Genomic DNA, 19,810 nt, shown 5'->3' with positions numbered 1-19,810 from the left:
AAGCTCCTTAGACGAATCGGGGCAGGTGGTGGGCGAGCTGCTTGCGCCACCAAGGCCAGTCGTGGGCTACATCGTGTCCCCAGAGGTCCAGCTCGTGCGGGATGCCTTTGGCAGCCAGTACTTCGGCAGTGGCGAGCGCAGACGGCAGCGAACCGGTCGGGTGGGTCTCCCAGTCGCCCTGGCCGACTGTGAGCACCAGGAAGAGCCGCTGGCGCAGCCACTCGAGGTGGTCGCCCTCCAGGTTGGGCAGGTAGTCGGCCGGGTTGTTGAAGTACATCGCCTCGCCGCGCTCGCCCCAGGGGTGCCAGCTGGCCGCGTCGTAGTTGCCCGACTGGCAGATCGCGATCGGGAACAGGTCGGCTCGCTTCACCGCGAAGTTGAGCGCATGGAAGGCCCCGAGGCTGCACCCGGTGGTGATGATGTCGCTGGCGCCTGGAGTATCGCTGCCGATCGCTGGTACGACGTGGTCGAGGATCCATGACTCGTAGAGCCCATGCCGTCGCGCCCGCTCCTCCAGCGGGATGCTGCGATCCGACCAGCTCACGTGGTCGTACGAATCGACGCAGTACAGCTTGACCCGGCCGGCGTCGATCAGGTCGGCCACCGCCCCGACCATCCCGTTGCTCTCGTAGTCCCAGGCCCGACCCTGCTCACTGGGGAACACCAGCACCGGGCGACCGTAATGCCCGTAGCGGATCAGCGTGCCGGGCCGGTCCAGCCCTGGTGCATCCAGCTCAACCTGCTCACGCTCCATGCGCCTCACCCCTGTCCTCGTGTCGCCACCTTGCCATGTCTTTACCTCGTCTGCTCGTCCCAGCGCGTCCCGCCGCCGGGCCGAGAACGGCGACGACTACAGCGAGTACTGCGACCCCACCCAATGCCGTGGGCAACGACCATGCGCTGGACACCGCACCGACGGCGGCCGGGCCGAGCTGTGCGTCGGTGACGCCCGCCTCGGCCTTCATTGCAGGCAGCACTGCGCCCCACGCTGCCCAGAACAGGCCGAACGCTCAGGCCCAGATGCGGTTGAGCAGCTCGGTCAGACAGGGATCCAGCACATCGCGCCAAGCGGTGAAGTTGTGCATGTCAGGCGTCTCGTCGAAGGCGACCTGCAGCCCGAGCTTGGCGAGACGGGCGGCCATCACGCGGTTGTTGTGCACGTTCTCCTCAGGCGTCCCGGCCGTCATCGAGATGGCTGGGTTGCTCGGGAAGGCGGTGGCCTCGAGTACTTCGTGGACGAACTCGGTGACCTCGGCGTAGTACTCGAACCTGGATTCCTGGGGGTCGGTGTCGAGGGTGAAGAAGGAGCCGGACTGGAGGAAGAGGCCGGCGAAGGTGCCGGGGTGGTGCCACTCGGCGTACAGGGCGGCGAGGGCGCCGAGGCTCGCGCCCATCAGGACCGGCTTCCTGCTGCGGTACGACGCCGTGACCGTCGGCAGCACGTGCTGGGTGAGGGCTTCGGCGTACTCCGGGTTGGCGGCGTACCAGAGGTTGCGTGATCCCGGCCGGATCAGCGCGAGCCGCAACGGTGGCAGCGTGCCGTCGGCAATCATGGCGCCGACGTAGTGGGTCAGCCCGGCGTACGCGGCGAACTCGGGTCCGTCGTGGGCCAGCAGCAACGGCAGCTCGAAGCCTGGCGCGATCCCGTCCGGCGACCAGACCGTCACGTCGATCGGGCCCACCGGGGTCGGGTCGATACTCAGCGGAGTCAGGCTCGACGCGATCGGCTCGATCGTGATCCAGTCGGGCTCGACGTACCCGGGCAGGGGCAGCCAGGAGTGCTCGCCGAACGCGCCGCCGACGACTCGGGGGTTGGTCGGGTCGGTCCGCATCCCGCTGCCGGCGATGTCGAAGAGGTACTCCATCCGGTGCACCGAGGGCCGCGGCAGCCGCAGCTCCCAGCCGTAGTCGACCGGCTTGAACTCGAGTTGCTCGGCGGCCAGCCCGAGCTCTTCCCACAACCGGACACCGGTGAACGCATGCTCGGAGTCGCCGAGGCGGAACACCACCTCAGCGCCTTCGACCGCGCTCACGATTGCTTCGGGCATCAGACCACGGTACGGCCTCCTGGCGCCGGAACCGTCCGGTATGGGCAGCAGACAGGTCCGATATAGGCACCTCAGCACCGTTGTGCACGCTGGCGCAGGGGCGGGAAAGTGATGCTGACAACATCTGACCTGGAGGGGGACGACCATGACATCGACCGATCTGGCACCCAAGGAGGTCGCCATCGAGTCACTCATGGTGATGGCGACCGGCTCGCTGGAGGACTTCCGTTCGCTGTTCCACCCCGAGGCGACCAATCGGATGGCTGTGGACGAGCCACTCGCCTGCCGTGGCACCGGCCCGGACGCCTACTACGCGACCGCTGTGTGGCTGCGCAGCGCGTACGCCGACCTCGGCTGGACGGTCGAGGACTCCGTGGTGGAGGGCGACCTGGTCGTCCTGCACGCAACGATGTCGGGCCGGCACACGGGCCCCTTCGTCACCTACGACGAGAACGGGCGGGCGGCGCAGGCGTTCCCGCCCACCGGGAAGACCTTCGCCGTGACCCAGTCGCACTGGTTCCGGCTGGCGGACGGCAAGGTCATCGAGCACTGGGCCAACCGTGACGACCTCGGCCAGGCGATGCAGCTGGGCTGGATCCCACCGACCCCGGTCTTCCTGGTCAGGATGCTGCTCGCCCTCCGCAAGGCCCGCCGCGCCTGAGCCCGGACCGGGATCTCACCAGATCTGACGACGACGGCTGAGGGGCAGAACGGCGACGCTCGTCGTACGGCACCCGGCCGACCGCCTGACCCCCACACCTCGACTGGAGACCACCATGTCCAGTACCCGAATCACCACCGTCCGCACGACCACCTCCTCGCCGTCCGTACCGTCGGCCGGAGTTCTGCCGGAAACACTGACGGAAACCGGCGGGGGAGCCCGATAAGCTCGGACCATGGTGGATCTGTCGGATATCCGGGCGGTGACCGAGGGGTTGCCGCGCAGTTATGAGGTCATCGTGCGCGACCGGATCAAGTTCCGGGTCGGGCAGATCGTCTATCTCGCGCTGTCGCGGGACGAGAAGACGATGGGGATCGGGTTCCCCAAGGAGGAGCGGGCGGCGGCGATCGCGGCGTACCCGGAGAAGTTCCTGCCGCCGAGCAAGGCCGACGAGCGGTACAAGTGGATCGAGGTCAACCTCGCGGTGCTCGACGAGGAGGAGTTGCGCGAGCTCGTCCTGGAGGCCTGGCGGATGTGCGTGCCCAAGAAGGTGGCCGCCGAATACTTCGGCGAGTGACCAGACAGGGGCCTACGGCAACAATGCGGACGGGTTGTCATCCCTGGGGATGATTCCGGGGCTCCCAGGGGGCGACTTGTGTCACCTCCGAACCGTTCCCGGGGAGGATGGAACCGGCGGGCTTCCCAGGCAGTCTTGAAGGTATGACCGGGGACTTCTTGCCACAACGCCGCCAGGCGTCACTACTAGCTCAACTGCTCACCATCATCGCGCTGATCGCCGCCGCCATCGGCGGCTGGTACTTGCTGAGCTGAGCCCAGCGACCGCCGAGCTGGGCCTAGCCGGCTCAGCCCTCCCAGCGGACTTCGGCTTCGCCGGGGCGGACGACGCCGGCCTCGTAGGCGACGACGACCGCCTGGACCCGGCTGGACAGCCCGAGCTTGGACAGCACGCTGCTGACGTGGGTCTTCACCGTCGTCTCGCTGACGAAGAGCTTCGTCGCCAGATCGCGGTTGGACAGCCCGCGCGCCATCCACACGAGGATCTCCCGCTCGCGCTCACTCAACTGCGCGAGCGGTCCGGTCCAGCGCCCCGCGGCAGCCGGCGCCGAGTCGGCAGGACCGCTGCCGACCTGCCGCTCCAGCTCCACACATCGCTCGAGCAGCACCCGCGTCGACGCCGGGTCGACCAACGAGTCGCCCCGATGCACCGCCCGCACCGCCGATACCAGTAGATCCGGATCGGTGTCCTTGAGCAGGAAGCCCGAAGCACCAGCCCGTACTGCGCTCAGCACGTACGCCTCGTCGTCGAAGGTCGTCAGCACGAGCACTGCCGGCCGATCCCGCCCGGACTCCTTGGCGGCCTTGGTGATCCGCTCGGTCGCCTCGAGCCCGTCCATCACCGGCATCCGGATGTCCATCAGCACGACGTCGGGGTCGTACTGCGCGATCATCCGGATCGCCTCCTCGCCGTCGCCGGCCTGCGCCACCGTGGTCAGGTCGGGCTCGTGGTCGAGGATCATCGCCAGGCCCATCCGGATCACGCCCTGGTCGTCGGCGACCAGGATCCTGATCTTCTCCGTCACCTCTGCGGCGGCAACCATGCCTGCACTCTCCATCCACCCAGTGGTCCGGCGGCGACGGTCAGTGTGCCGCCGCTCGCGTGCGCGCGTTCGCGCATTCCGATCAGTCCGTTCCCGCGGCCGCTCTCCTGCCGCCGTGCGGTCTCCAGCACGTTCACCGGCGGTGGCCCGCCGCTGCCGTTGTCGTCGATCGTGAGCAACTCACCCTGCGGTCCACTCTGCCAGCTCACATGCGCGGCGGTGGCCTTCGCATGCACCATCACATTGGTCAGCGCTTCCTGGATGATCCGTACTGCCGTCAGGTCGGTGGCCGAGGTGAGTTGCCGGCTGCGGGTCGGCAGTTGCATCGTCACGTCGATACCGACGGCCTTGAGCCGGTCGCCCATCCGCGCGACGTCAGCCAGGTCGGGCACCGGCGCGGTCAACGCGCTCGCGCCCGGGGCCGCGGTGTTCAGTACTCGCACGGTCTCCCGCATCGCGGTCAGCGCTTCACGGCCGCTGGCGGCGATCCAGCGCACGGCTTCCCGTAGTACCTCGGGCTTCTGGTCGGCGACTCGGTCGGCTGCTTGGGCACGGATCACCACGGCGCTCATGTGGTGCGAGACGACGTCGTGCAGGTCGCGGGCGATCCTGGTCCGCTCGGCCGCCGCCGCGCGCTCAGCCTCGATGGCCTGGAGCCGTACCAGGGCTGTGTTGCGTTGCTCCAGCACAAGCAGGCTCTTGCGGCGGCGCAGTGCGTTGGCGCCGAGCAGGACCATGCCGCAGATCAGGGCTTCGGCGAAGACGAACAGGGACAGGTCGATGTAGCCGTAGAGGCTGTACGGGTCGCGGGGGAGGTTCGCGTAGCGCTCGCCGTAGCGGTAGACGCTCGGCGGGGCATGGCTCATCACGATCGCGACGACGGCCGGCAGACCGATCATCAGCGCCGCCAGGCTGCCCATGGTGAAGAACAGACAGGTGAACCGCCGTACTCCGCTCGCTGCCGCGAGATACCCGATCACCAGCAGCGGCGCGAGGTGAAGCTCGGACTGCAATGCCGCGTCGCTGATCGCGGGCGCCCGGAAGATGCTGAGCCCGATCTGCTCGGCCAGCCCGGTCTCCGCCGCCGCGTAGACGAGCGGATAGCAGATCGACACCAGCAGCAGCGTCAGCCGCGGCACCATCCGGGCGATCGCGATCGTCATCACCAGGAACATCCCGGTGACCACGGAGACACTCGGATTCTTCGGCCGCAGATCGCTGCTGTTGATCACAGCGAGTCCCCCGAACCAGACAACGCCGACCAGCGCGGCCAACAGGATGTCCTGCTGCCACGCCGCCATCCGTCGCCATGAGCTCACTTGCTGAGCGTAGTCGTGGGTGACAATTTTCGGCTCCTGCGCCAGGAGGGGTGGTTTTCTCCAACTTTTGGATGAGACCGGGCGTCGGACCTGATACCCAGGTCCGACTTAAGGCGGTCCGAGACGGTCCCTGGGACCGATGTGGCGAACCCGCCGACCCGAGAGGCTGTACCCCATGACCAACGACCTGCCGCCGCGCCGCCCGTTCTCGGTGCGGGTCCGGTTGCTGTCTGTCACCGGGGTGGTCGTCGTCGCTTCGCTGCTGATCTGGCACGCCCAGGTGATCGACCTGCTGTCCTTCGACTCCAGCGGCGACAAGCAGCCCGTGGTCGTGAGCGGACCCAACGGTTCGCCGCCACCGCCGCCGGCCCGCAAGCCGGTGCGCAAGACCTCGGCGCCGGTCGAGACGCCGTCGGAAGAGTCCAAGCCGAAAAAGACGCCGTCGCCCAAGGCGACCAAGTCCACCGACGAGAAGAAGAAGTACTCCGAGGAGAGCATCGAGGGCCTGGCCCCGGTGCTCCGCGGCCGGCTGCGCGAGGCGATGGCCGACGCGCACGCCGCCGGAGTACCGATGCGGATCAACTCCGGCCGTCGCAGCGCCGCCAAGCAGCAACGGCTGTTCGACGCGGCCATCAAGAAGTACGGCTCGTACAAGGAGGCCACCCGCTGGGTGCTGCCGCCGGACAAGTCGGAGCACGTGCAGGGCCGGGCGGTCGACATCGCCCCGCAGTCGGCGATGGCGTGGCTGGAGCGGGTCGGCTGGAAGTACGGGATCTGCCGCATCTACGACAACGAGCCCTGGCACTTCGAGGCACTGCGGTCGCCGGGCAAGAAGTGCCCACCACTCCAAGACAGCTCACCCGCCGAGCGCGGCTGACCACCACCGAATCAGGAGCGCAACTGATGACGATGACATATGCACTGCCGATCACCCGGCGAGCCAACCGCAACCGCCACACCGTACCGACGCTGTGGCGTCAGGTGGTCCGGGGCGCCGCGAAGGACGAGCAGGTCGAGCCGGACCGGTCGGCGCACACCCAGCTGGAGATCTACGAGGGCGTGCTGACCGCGTTCGAGCGGCGTACCGAGGTACTGCGGACGATCGAGGGCGCCTCCGACCGGCTGACCGCCGCGTTCCGGGTCCGCCAGCTGCTGGGCGTCAGCCAGTTGCAGGCGACGGCGATCCTCGAGCTGCAGACGCAGGGCTTCAGCATCGCCTCGCGCGACCGGGTCGCCCACCGCGCAGCCGAACTGCGGACGGCACTGGCCCGCTGAGACTTTTCTCCCAGGTAGGTACCGCAACGAAATCACTGAAAGGAGGGGGTTGTGCCGCCGTGCACCGTCGTGGCGCAACCCCCTCAGCCGTTGAGGAGGGCCAGTAGCGCTTCGGCGTACGCCTGCTCGGCATCGTCGGAGGGGTAGCGGCCGTCGGTCAGTACGACGGCATAACCACCCGGTACCGCCTCGAGGCGCTGGAAATGCGGGCCGAGCAACGCGCGCAGCTGCTCCTCACGGGGCAGCCAGATCACCTCGCGCTGCTCGATGCTGTCGAGCGCCCACTCGGTCGTCCCGTTGAAGCCGATCACCTTGCCGCCGGGGTAGTCGTGCACCTCGACGGTCATGTCGCTGACGACGAACACGTCGTCGTCCATCTCCCGGTCCGGTACGACGAACCGGTCGCCGGCACCGGGCACCCACATCGCCCCGGCCTTCCGCAACCTCCGCGCCTGCTCAACCGTGATCACGCTTCCATCGTCCCTCTGGATGCCGAGGGATCAAATCTGGGGGTGTCTGCTGACGGACCGCCAGTACTGCTTCTTGTCGCGATCGCGGACCACGTAGCCGAGTTTGCCGAGTTCCTGGCGGAGCTCTCGGAGGTCGGCCTTGCCCTTGTCGCCCTGGTCGAACGCCTTCGAACGGGCCTTCAGTACTGCGTTGGCCGCGGGCGACAGGTCCGGGTCGTCCTCGACCCAGCGGCGGAACTCGCCCTCGTGCGGATCACCGGCGTCGGACCACGGGTAGCCGTGAGCGCGGAAGGCGGCCTGGATCTTCGTCCTCGCGGCGGCGCCCAGCTCGTCGTGCTTCTCCCGGGCGAGCTCGGCCGACCGGCTGTCCTGCAGCACGATCTCCTTGCCGTCGAGGAACGCGAGCGCGACCTTCTCCCGCGGTACCCGGGTGGTCCGCTGGTTCTTCAGGAACTCGACCTCGGTGGTGCCGACCGTCGTCTTGAGCGTGTCCTCCAGCGCCATCGCGGCGAGCAGGACGCCGCCGATCAGGCCGAGCGCGAGGCAGATCGCGACCACCCACCAGCCGTCCCAGCGCGAGATGAGTTCGAGCGGCCCCTGGAACGGCACCCACTCCAGGTCGGCCGCCCAGTCCGCGATCCGGGGCAGGAAGAAGCCGAGTACCAGCCCGACCAGCGGCAGGCCGCCGTACAGCAGGAGCTTGTCGGCGGCGGAGTGCCCGATCACCGTCTTGGTGGACGAATCCGTGCTCATCTCCCGCTCCGTTCCGGCCGCATGGCCCCGAAATTAGCAGCGCGGGAGCCTGGTACGGGGTGACTTTGGTAGCCGGTTGCCCGTTCCTTGGTCGTTTTCCGGCGGGTTCAGGCCCGGATGACACGATGCTGGACATGACTGACGGCATCTGGTTGCGCTTCCTGTCCGGTCCCGAGATCGACTCCCTCGGGCTGACCAGGCTGGAGATCGTCGACGCGGTCGAGGCGGCCGTGCGCGATCACGGCGAGGGCGAGACGAGCTTCGAGCCGCGGGTACACCTGATGCCGGACAACGGTGGGATCGGGCATTTCAACGTGTTGCGCGGGCATCTCAACCGGCTGGGTGAGCACGGCATCAGCGGGGTGAAGGTGGTCGGCGACTTCGTCCCGAACTACCAGGTCGGGCTGCCGAGCGAGCTGGCGATGGCGACGCTGTTCGATCCGGCTACCGGCGTACCGCTGGCTGTGCTGGACGCGACGATGATCACGGCGGCGCGGACGGGCGCGATGACGACGGTGGGGGCGCGGTACCTGGCCCGGCGGGACAGCAAGGTGCTGGCGCATGCCGGCGCCCGCGGTACTGCGTGGTGGAACGTCACCATGCTCGACGACCTCTTCGACCTGGACGAGATCCGGGTGACCTCACGGCGACCGGAGTCCCGGGAGAAGTTTGCCGCTGACCTGTCCGCGGAGCTCTCCACGCCGGTACGCGTCTTCGCGACCGCCGAGGAAGCTTTCGACGGCGCCGACGTCATCGTCGAAGCCACCCGACTGACGGAGCCCGAGCCCCTCCTCCGTACGGCCGCGGTGCGTCCTGGTGCCTTCGTCGTCCCCTACGGCACCGTCAGCGCCGTCGAACTGGACCTCCTAGACGTAATGGACAAGGTGGTCGTCGACGACTGGCGCGAGGCCCAATCCGGCCGCTTCGGCTCCCTCCGCCGCCACGTAGACACCGGCCGCCTCTCCCCAGAAACCCTGTACGCCGAACTCGGCCAAATCGTCTCCGGCCAAAAACCCGGCCGCGAATCGGATGCCGAACGCACCCTCTTCTGGCACCGAGGTCTCTCCCTGCTGGACGTAGCCATAGCCCACCTGATCCTCCGCCGAGCCGAGTCAGCCGATGTCGGCACGATGCTGAGATTCCACTGACATGCTCATCAACTCCGCCGCAGACCTCGACCTAGCCAGCCCCGACCCCTTGGAACTCTCACCCGCCTTGCTGGAACGCCTACGCGTAACCCGCGAGGCTGTCCTCTCAACCTTGGCCACCGGCGCCCCCGTCTACGGCGTCAACACCGGCATGGGCGCCCTGAGCAAAGTCCGCCTGACAGACTCCGAACAACGCACCCACCAACACAACCTCCTCCAAGCCCGAGCCGCCGGCGGCGCCCCCTGGCTCCCACCCGCCGAGGCGCGCGCCGTCGTCGTCGCCCGTCTGAAGACGTTCCTCACGGGAGATGCCGGCGTATCACCCGAGCTCTGCCTGCAACTCGTTGCTGTCCTTGACAGCGGCATGGTTCCCGCAATCCCGGCAGCCGGTGCCGGTTCAGCAGGCGAGATCATCCCCCTGGCCCACGCGTTCGGTCCGCTCGTCGGCATCGGCTCCCTCCTCGTGGACGGCACCACGGTGCAAGCAGAAGGAAAACTGCCTCCGTTCGAGCTCGGGCCGAAGGAAGGGATCTCTTTGCTGGCTGGGATTCCTGGGGCTACTGGGCGGGCCTGGTTGCAGGTGGGGAATGCTCGGCGGTTGGTGGAGAAGCTGACTTTGGCTGGGGCTGGGGCGGTTGCGGTGGTGGGGGCTAACCGTGATCCGTACAACCCCTTGTGTGGAAGGGGTGATGAGGTGCTGGCCGAGGAGCTTGGGCGGATTTTGGCGGTGGCTGGTCCTGAGGTGGAGCCGCGTGGGTTGCAGGCGCCGGTTTCGTTTCGGGTGGTGGGGCAGGTCAATGCGCAGGTGCGGCGGGCGGTGGGGCGGCTTGAGGAGGCTGTGGAGCGGGCGTTCAGCGGGGTGACGGACTCGCCGGCGTTCTTGGCAGGGGAGTTTGTTGGTACTGCGGGGTTTCATGGGATTGATCTGGCGGCGCATTGCGATCAGCTGGTGGCTGCGTTGACGCACGCGGCGGAGGTGTCGACGGCTCGGATCCATCGGTTGCTGGATCCAGCGGTGACGGGGTTGCCGGCGCAGTTGGCGGCCGAGCCAGGCCCGCAAGCCGGGTTGGTGACTGTCCACAAGAGGGCCGTTGCTACTTGCCACTACCTCCGGCGGTTGGCAGTCCCTTCGGCGGTGGGGGTGATGGAGACTTCCAACGGACAAGAGGATGTGCAGAGCTTCAGCTGGGAGGCGGTGGGAGTTCTGGGTGAGGCGATTCGGCTGGCGCGCGAGGTGGTGGCGTGTGAGTTGCTCGCCGTGCATCAGGCCTTCGCTTTGTCGAAACGGCCTGTCCCGGAAGGGTTACAAGAGCTTCTCGGTGAGGTTGCGGACGTGGTACCGCCGATAGTTGCCGACCGCCCCTTCGGAGTGGATCTGGCGCGGTTGCTCGAACACGTCGTCTGACTACTCTTTGTTTGCCGAACGTCGCTCCGGGTACTCGGCGGTCGAAGGCAGTTGCCGTAGACAACGAGAACGGGGATGGTTTCCGATGAGCACCACGCAGGAGCTGGAACGGGCGATGGGCCAGGACGTGTACGACGTCGAGGGCCACAAGGTCGGTACGGCGTCCCACCTCTACGCCTCCGATGTGTCCGGGGCGCCGGAGTGGGTGACGGTGAAGACCGGACTGTTCGGCGGCAAGGAATCCTTTGTCCCGTTGACGGGTGCGCACACCGAGCAGGACGGGTTGCACGTCGGCGCGCACAAGGACGTGATCAAGGACGCGCCGCGGATCGACGACAACGGCCACCTGACCGAGGCGGAGGCGGCCGAGCTCTACCGCCACTACAACCTGCAGGCCGGTACGCCGGGCATGGCCCAGCCGGGTATGGAGCAGGGCATGGCCGGTCAGGAGTCGATGGTTCGGTCGGAGGAGCAGTTGCGGGCGGGCACCGAGACGGTCGAGACGGGTCGGGTGCGGTTGCAGAAGCACGTGGTGACCGAGGAGCAACAGATCACCGTTCCCGTCAGCCACGAGGAGGTTCGCGTCGTCCGTGAGCCTGTCACCGGTACGGATCCCGGCACCGGCAAGATCCAGGAGGACGAGCGCGAGGTGGTTCTCCACGAGGAACGCCCGGTCGTCGCCAAGGAGACGATCGCCGTCGAGCGCGTCGGCCTGGAGACCGAGACAGTCCACGAGGAACAGCAGATCAAGGACACCGTCCGCAAGGAACGGGTCGACGTGGACGACACCACCAAGCGCCGCAAGCACTGACAGAGCGGCCGGCGCCGCAGCACCCACCGAGGTGCTGCGGCGCCGGCATCCGGACTAGCTGTGGCTGACGGATAGGCCGTAGATGGTGGTTTGGCCGTAGTTGGTGGTGTCGCAGGGGGAGGAGTTGTCGCAGTTGGCTTGGGTGTAGACGCCGGCCTTGAAGTAGCCGGTGGTGAAGATGACCGGGATCGTGGTCTGCAGGACGCCGTTGTAGTAGGCCTTGATCGAGCCGTTGCTGACGACGAACTTGGCTTGGAAGCGGGTGCCGAGGACGTAGTTGCTGTTGACGAGTTTGTAGTGGGTGTCGTTGTCCCGGGTGATGTAGAGGGCCTTGCCGTCGAGGCGGAACGTCGAGCGGTCGTTGCCGTCGTGGATCTGGCCGGCGACCACCTGGGGCTTGGTGTTCGGCAGGTGGTTGATCGCCTGGTCGATCACCATCGTGTGGGTGCCGACGTTCGATGACCAGATGGCCTCGGTGGTGCCGTCGGTCTTCATCTCGCGTAGTTCGGAGCGTGCGTAGGTGGTGTTGGGCGTCTTCACACCGTTCACCGCGTTGCGGAACTGCACGCCGTCACACGACGTCGTCGGCTTGAACCACGGCGACAGGACGTACGTGTTCAGCCGCGGCCGGGTCACCTGCAAGATCTGGGTGCCCGACTGCGCCGGGTCGTCGATCGGCAGCTGGACTTTCCACCGGGTGAGGTCCAGAACCTGCGCCGGATAAGTACAAGCAGCGTGTACTGCGGACGCGGCGCCGGCAGTCAGCAGGGCAGCGCTCGCGACAACAGTCGACAAAAGAGCAAGGGGGCGGATACCACGCATGGTCGAACTCCTTCGGGGGCGGAAGTAGAGCTATCTGGTGTTCCTCTCAGAACCATTTCGACTTGTCGACGACGTTGATCAAGGGGTCGCCGGCAACAAATCGCCGGGCGTTCTCCAGCAGGACGGCGAATCGCCGCTCCGCCTCGTGAGGCCCGACTCCTGCGACATGCGGAGTGATCAGTGCTTCGGGACGCCGCCACAACGGATGCCCCGGCGGCAACGGCTCGGTCTCGAACACATCGAGCGCCGCCCCACGCAACTGTCCAGCAGACAACGCCGCCTCGAGCGCGTCGAGCTGGACCGTCGGACCACGGCCGACGTTGACGAAGAACGCCGACGCCTTGAGCAGCTTCAGCCGTCGCGCGTCGATCATCCCTTCCGTGTCCGGCGTATGCGGCACGGTCAGGATCACCAGATCGGCACCAGGCAGCTGCTCGTCCAACGCCTCGACCGGCAACACCTCAGCAAACCCAGGCCGATCCCCAGGATGAACATCGACCCCCGTCACCCGAGTCCCGAAGGCACGCAGCAGCCGCCCGATCTCGGTGCCCAGCGCGCCGACGCCGACCACCAGAGCCGTCGCCTCAGACAAGGAGACGATCGCCTCCGGATCCCAGTCCGGATTCCACAAGGCGTCCTGCTGATCGCGGACATAGCGCGGCAACCCGCGACACAACGCCAGTACCAACGCCAGCGTGTGCGACGCGACGTGGTCGGTGTACGTGTCCCGCATGTTGGTGACGACAACCGGATGCTCAACAAGCTCCGGATAGTAGAACCCAGGCGGCGGCCCAGCCTGCTGCGCCTGCAACCACCGCAGTCGAGTAGTTGCCGCCAGCAACTCCACCGGTAGTACTCCGTACGCCGCATCCGCCGACCGCAGCGCCTCAGCCGCACCGTCCAAGCCAGGTCGCAACACCGTCAGTCCAGGCACCGAAGTCATCAACCGCTCGGCCCAGTTCGCAGTACTGTTCCGCTGCGGCGGCACCATCACCAAGGTCGGGCTCATGCGGACTTCGCCTGCCCCGACTCGAAGATCTCATGCTCCAACGGCTCCCCGGCGACATAGCGCGCCAACTCCGAGGCCATCAACTGCCCCTGCCGCCGTCGCTCGACGTTCAGTGTGCCGGCCAGGTGAGGCGTCACCACGATGTTCGCCGCCGAGAACAACGGCGACCCCGGCAACGGCGGCTCCGGATCCGTCACATCCAGTACTGCGAACAGATCCGCCCGCTCCCGCAACACACTTACCAACGCGTCCTCGTCGATCAGCGCTCCCCGCGCGGTGTTGATCAACGTCGCATCGTGCTTCATCGACGACAGCAGCCTTGTACTGACCACCTTGCGCGTCTCATCCAGCACCGGCGCATGCAGCGAGACGACATCGGAGGTCGCGAACAACTCCTCCAACGAGACCAGCCGAACCCCCAGCGCGGATGCCACAGCGGGATCGACGTACGGGTCATAAGCCTGCAAAACAAGATCATGCCGGGCAAGCAATCGCGCGGTCGCCTGCCCGGTCGCCCCGAGCGACATCAGCCCGACCACCGACCCCGCCGCGCCCGGCTCATTCGAAGCCCTGGGCAATGACTTGGCGCCGAACCGAGCACCCAGCACATACCGCCAACCATGCTTCAACGCATAGAGCACCTGAGCCAGCGTGAACTCGGCCACCGACGCGGCGATGACTGAGTTCGCAGTCGTCACCCGCAAGCCCCGCGCCCACGACGACGGCGTGACGATCGACCGCACCGAACCAGCGCCATACAGAATCAGCGCCAGCCGTGGCGCGGATTCCAGCAACTCGGGCGTGAGCTGCGGCCCGCCCCACGCGGTCACCAGCACGTCGACGTCGGCCAGCAGCGACGGCGTCAGCTCAGTCGGTGTGAGCGGCGGCGCCGTGATCCGAAGGTGCTTCTCGATCGCGAGACGTTCCTGTTCGCCGTACACATCAGGGAAGCGGTCGAGGTCCATGACGTAGAGCCCGTTGAGCATCAGGCCACCTCCTGAACGGCTGCGCGGATGGCTGCCAGACGCGCGGGCGACGCGAGCCCCGCATGGTAGTACCGCACCTCCGACGCACCCGCCGCGACGAGTCGCGCCGCAAGAGCAGGCAACTCCGACGGCCGTTCGCCGAGAGCGTTGACATTGGCAACCAACGGTACGCCGGTACGCCCGGCAGCCCCCTTCACCCGAGCGATGGCCGCCTCCTCATCGTCCCAACACTTCAACACGAAGGCCGCTGCGTCGACGCCAGCCAGGTCGACCCCCACATCCGGCCCGGTCACCTGCGGATCATCCGTCGCCATCAGCAACAACTCCCGCGACCCGGCCAACCCGGCAGCCTCATGCACAAGTCCGGCGATCACCTCCTGGCGATGCCGATAGACAGCGCTCGCCCGCTCAGCGCCAAGCGCGTCGGCCAGGTTCGATCCCGCGCTGATCCCCTGCTGCAACTCACGATCGACGACCGACCTGATGTCGGCGGCAAGCTGTGGAACATCCAGCGAAAGACGAGCCGCACAAGCAGAGCAGAGGCAGATCGAGAGGAGATCCCGGGCGCAGGCGGAGAGATCCGCACCCGAGGTCTTCTCATGCTGACTCGCATGCTCGAACCCGAGCCACCCACAAGCCTCCAACATCAGCGCAGGCACGTCGTACTGCTCGCACAGCTCCTGCACGATCGTCAACGCGTAGTCGTGGACAGCCGGCTGCGCAGGACAGAGCGCATAGCTGAACACCTCGTCGTACGCGTTGCGCACCGCCAACGACGGCGCAGAACGTCCGAGCGCCGACGAGTGCGTGAGCACCACCCAGGCCTCGGTGCGGAGACCAGCGGCGGCGAGCGCGGCGGACGCAGTACCGAAGCGGTCCTCGTCGTCGACTCCCCAACTAGGCGCCAGTGGGCGTAATCCGCGCCACCGCGAGGGCCGGATCCGGAAGTACGCCGCCGCGTGGTCGGCGTGGACGACCCGATGCGCCGGATGCCAGGCCGTCGTCGCGCGCACCGAGTGATACGCGGCCTGCAGCGTCACCGTGTCGATGCCGAGGTCGGCGAAGCGAGCAGCCGCGGACGGATCGCCGACCAGATCCCACGTATAAGCGAAGGCGCCATGCCTCACCATCGCGGAATCACTGGATCCCAGTCAGGCTCGATTGCCCGCATCGGTGTGATGTCGTCGCGGGTGTCGAACCCACACTTCTCGTACTGCTCGCCCAACCGCGCCAGCGAATCGAGATCCAGCTCAACCCCAAGACCCGGGCCGTCAGGCACCTTCACCGCGCCGTCGGCGAAGTTCAGCACACCGGGCACGACGATGTCCTCGACCAGATACGGATAGTGCGTGTCGCAGTCGTAGGTCAGCTCCGGCGTCGCGCCGGCCAGGTGGGTCATCGCGGCGAGGCTGATGCCGAGGTGCGAGTTCGAGTGCATCGACAAACCGATGCCGAAGGTCCGGCAGATCGCCGCCAGCTCGCGCGACCGGCGCAGTCCACCCCAGAAGTGATGATCGGACAGAATCACCTGGACCGCGTCGACCCGGATCGACGGCGGCAGATGGCTGAAGGCGGTCACTGCCATATTGGTTGCCAGCGGCATCGAAACCTCCCGCGCCACCGCGGCCATCCCGTCGATCGTCGCGGTCGGATCCTCCAGATACTCCAGCACCCCATCGAGCTTCCTGCCGACGGCGACACTGGTCTCGACGGTCCAGCCCGCGTTGGGATCGAGCCGCAGCGGATGGTCCGGGAACGCTTCGCGCAGGGCGAGGATGACGTCGACCTCGCCGAACGGCGGAAGCACCCCGCCCTTCAGCTTCAGAGACTTGAAGCCGTACTCCGAGACCAGCCGGCGGGCCTGCGCGACGATGCCGTCGGCGTCCATCGCCTCGCCCCAGCTGTCCGGCTCGTAGTCCGGCGGCGGCGTGTGCGTGGCGGGCTTGAAGAACAGATAGCCGCTGTACGGTACGGTGTCGCGCACCTTGCCGCCGAGCAACTCGACCAGCGGTCGCCCGAGCGCCTTGCCCTGAAGGTCCCAGCAGGGGATCTCGAAGGCGGACAGCACCGTCGCGAGCGTCTTCTCGTCACTCGCTTCGCCGACCAGCCCGTGGTTCGCCAGCCCGGCCGCCGAACCGAGCGTCTCGGTGGCGATCCGCTCCAGCCCGTTGAGGTCGAACGGGTCGAGCCCGGCCAGTCGGGGCGCAACCTGCCGCAGCTTGGTCAGTACCGCCAGATCGCCGTACGTCTCGCCGAGCCCGGTCAGGCCCTCGTCGGTCCGGACCTGCAGGATCGAGCGCAGCGCGTAGGGCTGGTGCAGGCCCTGGATGTTGCGCAGCGGCGGGTCCTTCATCGCGATCGGGGTGATGACGATCTCGGTGATCTTCATGCGGCAGCCTTCTTCCGGACGAGGGTCAGACCTTGTTCCAGCAGGTGATCCAACTCTTCCAGGTGCTCGGGCAGCGGATCGGTGAGTGGCGAGCGGACCGAGCCGACATCGGTCAAGCGTCTCCGCACGGCTGCCTTGACCAGCGAAACGGCGTACCCGGCGCCTTTGTCGCGCAGCTTGACGAGCGGGAGGTAGAAGACGGGCAGCAATTCGTCGAGGCCGGCTTCGTACGCGTGCGCGATCTCGGGGGCGAAGCAGTGCACGGCTGAGGAGTAGGCCCGCACTCCGATTGCGGCATACGAGCGCGCGGTGACCTCGGCGGTGGGAAGTCCGTTGAAATAGGTCAGGTTCGGGGCGACCGCCATGATCCGCTGGAGCAGGTCGAGATCGCCGAAGCCGTCCTTGAAGCCGATCACGCCAGGGATCTGCGCCAGCTCGGCGGCGCTGTCCGCGGTGAAGATCGCGTTGTCGCGCTGATAGGCGATCAACGGCAGGCCGGCCGTCGCGGCGAGAGCGCGGAAGTGATCGAGCAGGCCTTGCTGTGACGGCTTGATCAGGTACGGCGGCAACACGAGCAGGCCGTCCGCGCCGGCCTCGCGGGCGGCAGCGGCGTACTGCTTGGCCACTGCGGTTCCGTAGCCGGTGCCGGCGAAGACGGGGAGCGCGCCGGCCGCCTCCTCGACCGCGGCGCGGACCGCGGCGGCGTACTCGTCGAGGGTGAGCGAGAAGAACTCACCGGTCCCGCAGGCCGCGAAGAGGGCGGCCGGCCGCGCGTCGATCTGGTGCCGCAGGTGCTCGCGGTACGCGCCGAGCGCGAGCGCTCCGTCGGCGTCGAAGGCGGTGACGGGGAACGACGAGAGTCGGTCGAGCTGCATGGGAAGGCCTCTCGGTAAGCGTTTGCCATCGGACCTTAGTCCGGCTTCGAGGCACTGGCAAGAGTTCGCTTGAAAGCGGTTTCTCAGCCTGTGGTTGCGGAATGGACCGTACTGCGCGACGCTGTGCAAGCGTTTTCTCAGGATGGAGGAGCTGCGTGCAGAACCGCCCGGGCCGGTCGCCGCGGATCACGATCAGCGACGTCAGTACGGCGGCCAAGGTGTCGGCCGCGACGGTCTCGCGCGTCCTGAACGGCACCGCCAAGGTCGACCCGCAGCTCGTCGACCGCGTGCACGACGCCGTCCGCGAACTCGGCTACCGCCCGAACGCCGCCGCCCAAGGCCTCGCCCGCGGCGAGTGGGGCACCATCGGCGTCCTCGTACCCGACCTGGCCAATCCGTACTTCCCCGAGGTGCTCAAAGCGGTCTCGGCCGTCGCCCGCGCCCACGGCCGCCGGATGATGGTGATGGAATCCGACGAGGATCCCGCACTGGAGTACGAGCTGGTCGAGGACCTGATGCGGTGCTGCGACGGTGTCCTGCTCGCCTCGCCACGGATGCCACGCGCCGAGCTGGTCGATCTGCTCGGGCGCGACCATCCGATGGTGTTGTTCAACCGCGTGGTCGCCGGCGCCCGGGTACCGTCCATCTCGGTCGACTTCACCGGTGGGATGACGCAGGTCTGCGGGCATCTCGCGCAGCTCGGCCACCGGCGGGCGGCGTACCTGGGCGGACCGCCGGCCTCATGGGGCAACGATGAACGCGTCCGCGCCTTCGAGGCGGCTCGGGCGTTCGGGCTCGAGGTGACGGTGGTCGAGTGCGGCGGCTCCACCAGCCAGGCTGGGTACGACGCTGTCGCGGCCGTGCTCGCATCGGATGCGACCGCGGTGCTGGCGTACAACGATCTCGTCGCGCTCGGGGCGATCGCGCGGCTGCGCGAGCTGGGCGTCGGCGTACCGGACGAGCTGTCGGTGATCGGCTTCGACGACATCTCGCTGGATCGGGTCGCGCACTCCGACCTGACCACGGTGTCGGTACCGCGCGACGAGCTCGGCCGACGGGCCGGCGAGATGCTCGAACGGCTGCTGGTCAACGACTACAGCGAGGAGCCGTTGTACCTGCCGATGACGCTGCAAGTTCGCGACACGAGCGGTCTGCCCGCCGTACGGTAGGCGCATGAACTCGCTGCCGCCCGAGCCGCTGCCTGCGCCTGAGGCCTTTCAGGAGACCGCACCCGCGCTGGCGTCCGTACCGACGAATGCCGCCGGTGAGGAGTCGGCCGCGCGGTATCCGGACCTCTACCAGGCGGCCACCAACGGGCCGGCGACCTTCCGGCATCTCGTCCAGGCGCATCAACTCGCGGCGTCGACCGATCAGCTGGCCTGCGACGCGGGTAACTGGCTGATCCCGGCGCTGTCGCAGAAGTTCAGTGAGGCGCATGGCGGGATCGAGAAGGAGTACTACTGCAGCGAGGTGGTCGGCGGTTGCTGATTGCCAAGTAGATGTACGTTCCCAAGCACTTCGCGGCGGACGAGTCCGTCGTACGGGATCTGTTGGTGGTGCATGGCGCCGGCGACCTGGTCACCAGCACGGCCGACGGTCTGCTCGCGACCCTGTTGCCGTTCATCTACGACCCTTCCGTCGGCGAGCAGGGTGCGTTGCTCGGGCACCTCGCGCGCAACAACCCGCAGTGGAAGACGCCGGTACTAGGGGAGGCGCTGGCCATCATCACCGGGCCGGACGCGTACATCTCCCCGTCGGCGTACGCCTCGAAGCAGGAGAACGGGCGGGTCGTACCGACCTGGAACTACGTGATAGCCCACGTCTATGGCGAGCTGGTGATTCACGACGATCCGGCGTGGCTGGACGGGCTCGTGCGGCGGTTGACGGACAAGCATGAGGCTCCGTTCGCCGAGCAGTGGTCGGTGGACGATGCGCCGGAGGCTTATGTGGCCGGGCAGTTGCGCGCGATCGTCGGGGTCGAGCTGGTGATCAGCCGGATCGAGGTGAAGGCGAAGCTCAGCCAGAACCGGTCCGGCGCCGACATCGACGGGGTGGTCGAGTCGCTCGACGCGCGGGGTGACCTGGCGTCGGCCGAGGCGGTTCGGGCGGCGAAGCCCGAGAAATAAAGGCGACACGCCGATCGGGTAGTAGCTTGTCGATGGGTTGTGTCGTTGGGGAAACGTACGGGCCGAGGCGGATCGCGGACCGGGCTGTTGGTTG

22 protein-coding genes are annotated in these 19,810 nt (G+C 67.5%); 10 read left to right on the top strand and 12 right to left on the bottom strand.

Annotation, left to right across the window (positions count from 1 at the left end; genetic code table 11):
* Nucleotides 1-7: 7 nt before the first annotated feature.
* Together AB0M15_RS07805 and AB0M15_RS07800 are read right to left on the bottom strand one after the other, a co-directional pair.
* On the bottom strand, nt 8-754 hold the full coding sequence (locus AB0M15_RS07805) for an alpha/beta hydrolase-fold protein (RefSeq protein WP_363815111.1): 747 nt from the start codon (nt 752-754) through the stop codon (nt 8-10).
* 256 nt (nt 755-1,010) lie between these two features.
* Nucleotides 1,011-2,048 (bottom strand): alpha/beta hydrolase-fold protein, encoded by a 1,038-nt coding sequence (locus AB0M15_RS07800; RefSeq protein ID WP_363815109.1) that lies wholly within the window; start codon nt 2,046-2,048, stop codon nt 1,011-1,013.
* Nucleotides 2,049-2,193: 145 nt separating this feature from the next.
* On the opposite strand from AB0M15_RS07800, the gene AB0M15_RS07795 reads away from it, so the two are divergent.
* Entirely contained in the window at nt 2,194-2,709 is a 516-nt protein-coding gene (locus AB0M15_RS07795) for an ester cyclase (protein WP_363815107.1), read from the top strand.
* Nucleotides 2,710-2,944: 235 nt separating this feature from the next.
* Nucleotides 2,945-3,286 (top strand): MmcQ/YjbR family DNA-binding protein, encoded by a 342-nt coding sequence (locus tag AB0M15_RS07790; RefSeq protein ID WP_363815105.1) that lies wholly within the window; start codon nt 2,945-2,947, stop codon nt 3,284-3,286.
* Nucleotides 3,287-3,572: 286 nt separating this feature from the next.
* On the opposite strand, the gene AB0M15_RS07785 is transcribed toward AB0M15_RS07790, so the two are convergent.
* Both AB0M15_RS07785 and AB0M15_RS07780 read right to left on the bottom strand, forming a co-directional pair.
* Nucleotides 3,573-4,310, bottom strand: coding sequence for a response regulator transcription factor (locus AB0M15_RS07785; RefSeq protein WP_363816571.1), 738 nt, complete (start codon nt 4,308-4,310; stop codon nt 3,573-3,575).
* Nucleotides 4,307-5,647, bottom strand: a complete 1,341-nt coding sequence (locus tag AB0M15_RS07780; RefSeq protein WP_363815103.1) for a histidine kinase — start codon at nt 5,645-5,647, stop codon at nt 4,307-4,309. Before AB0M15_RS07780 ends, AB0M15_RS07785 begins: the two co-directional genes overlap by 4 nt.
* A 175-nt stretch (nt 5,648-5,822) precedes the next feature.
* Here AB0M15_RS07780 and AB0M15_RS07775 point away from each other — a divergent pair, with 175 nt between their 5' ends.
* Together AB0M15_RS07775 and AB0M15_RS07770 are read left to right on the top strand one after the other, a co-directional pair.
* A complete protein-coding gene (locus tag AB0M15_RS07775) occupies nt 5,823-6,524 on the top strand; it encodes a M15 family metallopeptidase (RefSeq protein WP_363815101.1) in 702 nt (233 codons plus the stop codon).
* Between the two features lie 26 nt (nt 6,525-6,550).
* A complete protein-coding gene (locus AB0M15_RS07770; protein WP_363815099.1) occupies nt 6,551-6,922 on the top strand; it encodes a hypothetical protein in 372 nt (123 codons plus the stop codon).
* Nucleotides 6,923-7,005: 83 nt separating this feature from the next.
* Here the strand turns inward: AB0M15_RS07770 and AB0M15_RS07765 are convergent, their stop codons facing one another.
* Together AB0M15_RS07765 and AB0M15_RS07760 are read right to left on the bottom strand one after the other, a co-directional pair.
* On the bottom strand, nt 7,006-7,392 hold the full coding sequence (locus AB0M15_RS07765) for a pilus assembly protein CpaE (RefSeq protein ID WP_343970236.1): 387 nt from the start codon (nt 7,390-7,392) through the stop codon (nt 7,006-7,008).
* Between the two features lie 30 nt (nt 7,393-7,422).
* A complete protein-coding gene (locus AB0M15_RS07760) occupies nt 7,423-8,145 on the bottom strand; it encodes a hypothetical protein (RefSeq protein ID WP_363815097.1) in 723 nt (240 codons plus the stop codon).
* A gap of 134 nt (nt 8,146-8,279) precedes the next feature.
* On the opposite strand from AB0M15_RS07760, the gene AB0M15_RS07755 reads away from it, so the two are divergent.
* The 3 genes from AB0M15_RS07755 (at nt 8,280) to AB0M15_RS07745 (ending at nt 11,509) form a co-directional block, all read left to right on the top strand.
* On the top strand, nt 8,280-9,293 hold the full coding sequence (locus tag AB0M15_RS07755; RefSeq protein WP_363815095.1) for an ornithine cyclodeaminase family protein: 1,014 nt from the start codon (nt 8,280-8,282) through the stop codon (nt 9,291-9,293).
* A 1-nt stretch (nt 9,294) separates the two neighbouring features.
* The gene (locus AB0M15_RS07750; protein ID WP_363815093.1) at nt 9,295-10,698 is read left to right on the top strand and encodes an aromatic amino acid lyase; all 1,404 of its coding nucleotides are present in this window, start codon (nt 9,295-9,297) and stop codon (nt 10,696-10,698) included.
* Nucleotides 10,699-10,783: 85 nt separating this feature from the next.
* Nucleotides 10,784-11,509, top strand: coding sequence for a YsnF/AvaK domain-containing protein (locus AB0M15_RS07745; RefSeq protein ID WP_363815091.1), 726 nt, complete (start codon nt 10,784-10,786; stop codon nt 11,507-11,509).
* Nucleotides 11,510-11,563: 54 nt separating this feature from the next.
* Here the strand turns inward: AB0M15_RS07745 and AB0M15_RS07740 are convergent, their stop codons facing one another.
* The 6 genes from AB0M15_RS07740 to AB0M15_RS07715 are packed head-to-tail and all read right to left on the bottom strand — an operon-like array spanning nt 11,564 to nt 17,590.
* A complete protein-coding gene (locus AB0M15_RS07740) occupies nt 11,564-12,331 on the bottom strand; it encodes a polysaccharide lyase family 7 protein (protein WP_363815089.1) in 768 nt (255 codons plus the stop codon).
* A gap of 46 nt (nt 12,332-12,377) precedes the next feature.
* Nucleotides 12,378-13,340 carry a D-2-hydroxyacid dehydrogenase gene (locus AB0M15_RS07735; RefSeq protein WP_363815087.1) on the bottom strand — a complete coding sequence of 321 codons (963 nt, stop codon included), beginning with the start codon at nt 13,338-13,340 and terminating at the stop codon, nt 12,378-12,380.
* Nucleotides 13,337-14,326, bottom strand: a complete 990-nt coding sequence (locus AB0M15_RS07730; protein ID WP_363815084.1) for a hydroxyacid dehydrogenase — start codon at nt 14,324-14,326, stop codon at nt 13,337-13,339. Before AB0M15_RS07730 ends, AB0M15_RS07735 begins: the two co-directional genes overlap by 4 nt.
* Entirely contained in the window at nt 14,326-15,456 is a 1,131-nt protein-coding gene (locus tag AB0M15_RS07725) for a hypothetical protein (RefSeq protein ID WP_363815082.1), read from the bottom strand. The genes AB0M15_RS07730 and AB0M15_RS07725 overlap by 1 nt, the downstream gene beginning before the upstream one ends.
* Complete coding sequence (locus tag AB0M15_RS07720) at nt 15,450-16,715, bottom strand: glucarate dehydratase family protein (protein WP_363815080.1); 1,266 nt, start codon at nt 16,713-16,715, stop codon at nt 15,450-15,452. Before AB0M15_RS07720 ends, AB0M15_RS07725 begins: the two co-directional genes overlap by 7 nt.
* Complete coding sequence (locus tag AB0M15_RS07715) at nt 16,712-17,590, bottom strand: 5-dehydro-4-deoxyglucarate dehydratase (protein ID WP_363815078.1); 879 nt, start codon at nt 17,588-17,590, stop codon at nt 16,712-16,714. Before AB0M15_RS07715 ends, AB0M15_RS07720 begins: the two co-directional genes overlap by 4 nt.
* A 155-nt stretch (nt 17,591-17,745) precedes the next feature.
* Between AB0M15_RS07715 and AB0M15_RS07710 the strand changes: the two genes are divergently transcribed.
* Genes AB0M15_RS07710 through AB0M15_RS07700 form a run of 3 tightly spaced genes read left to right on the top strand, consistent with a single transcriptional unit; the run spans nt 17,746 to nt 19,716 of the window.
* Complete coding sequence (locus tag AB0M15_RS07710) at nt 17,746-18,759, top strand: LacI family DNA-binding transcriptional regulator (RefSeq protein WP_363815076.1); 1,014 nt, start codon at nt 17,746-17,748, stop codon at nt 18,757-18,759.
* Between the two features lie 4 nt (nt 18,760-18,763).
* Nucleotides 18,764-19,078, top strand: a complete 315-nt coding sequence (locus AB0M15_RS07705; RefSeq protein WP_363815074.1) for a hypothetical protein — start codon at nt 18,764-18,766, stop codon at nt 19,076-19,078.
* Between the two features lie 11 nt (nt 19,079-19,089).
* Nucleotides 19,090-19,716, top strand: a complete 627-nt coding sequence (locus tag AB0M15_RS07700) for an FMN-binding negative transcriptional regulator (protein WP_363815072.1) — start codon at nt 19,090-19,092, stop codon at nt 19,714-19,716.
* Nucleotides 19,717-19,810: the final 94 nt, after the last annotated feature.

It is taken from the genome of Kribbella sp. NPDC051718, from assembly GCF_040681515.1.
Lineage (GTDB): Bacteria > Actinomycetota > Actinomycetes > Propionibacteriales > Kribbellaceae > Kribbella.
The sequence above is the reverse complement of the archived record's forward strand: the minus strand, read 5'-3'. Positions and strand labels throughout refer to the sequence as shown.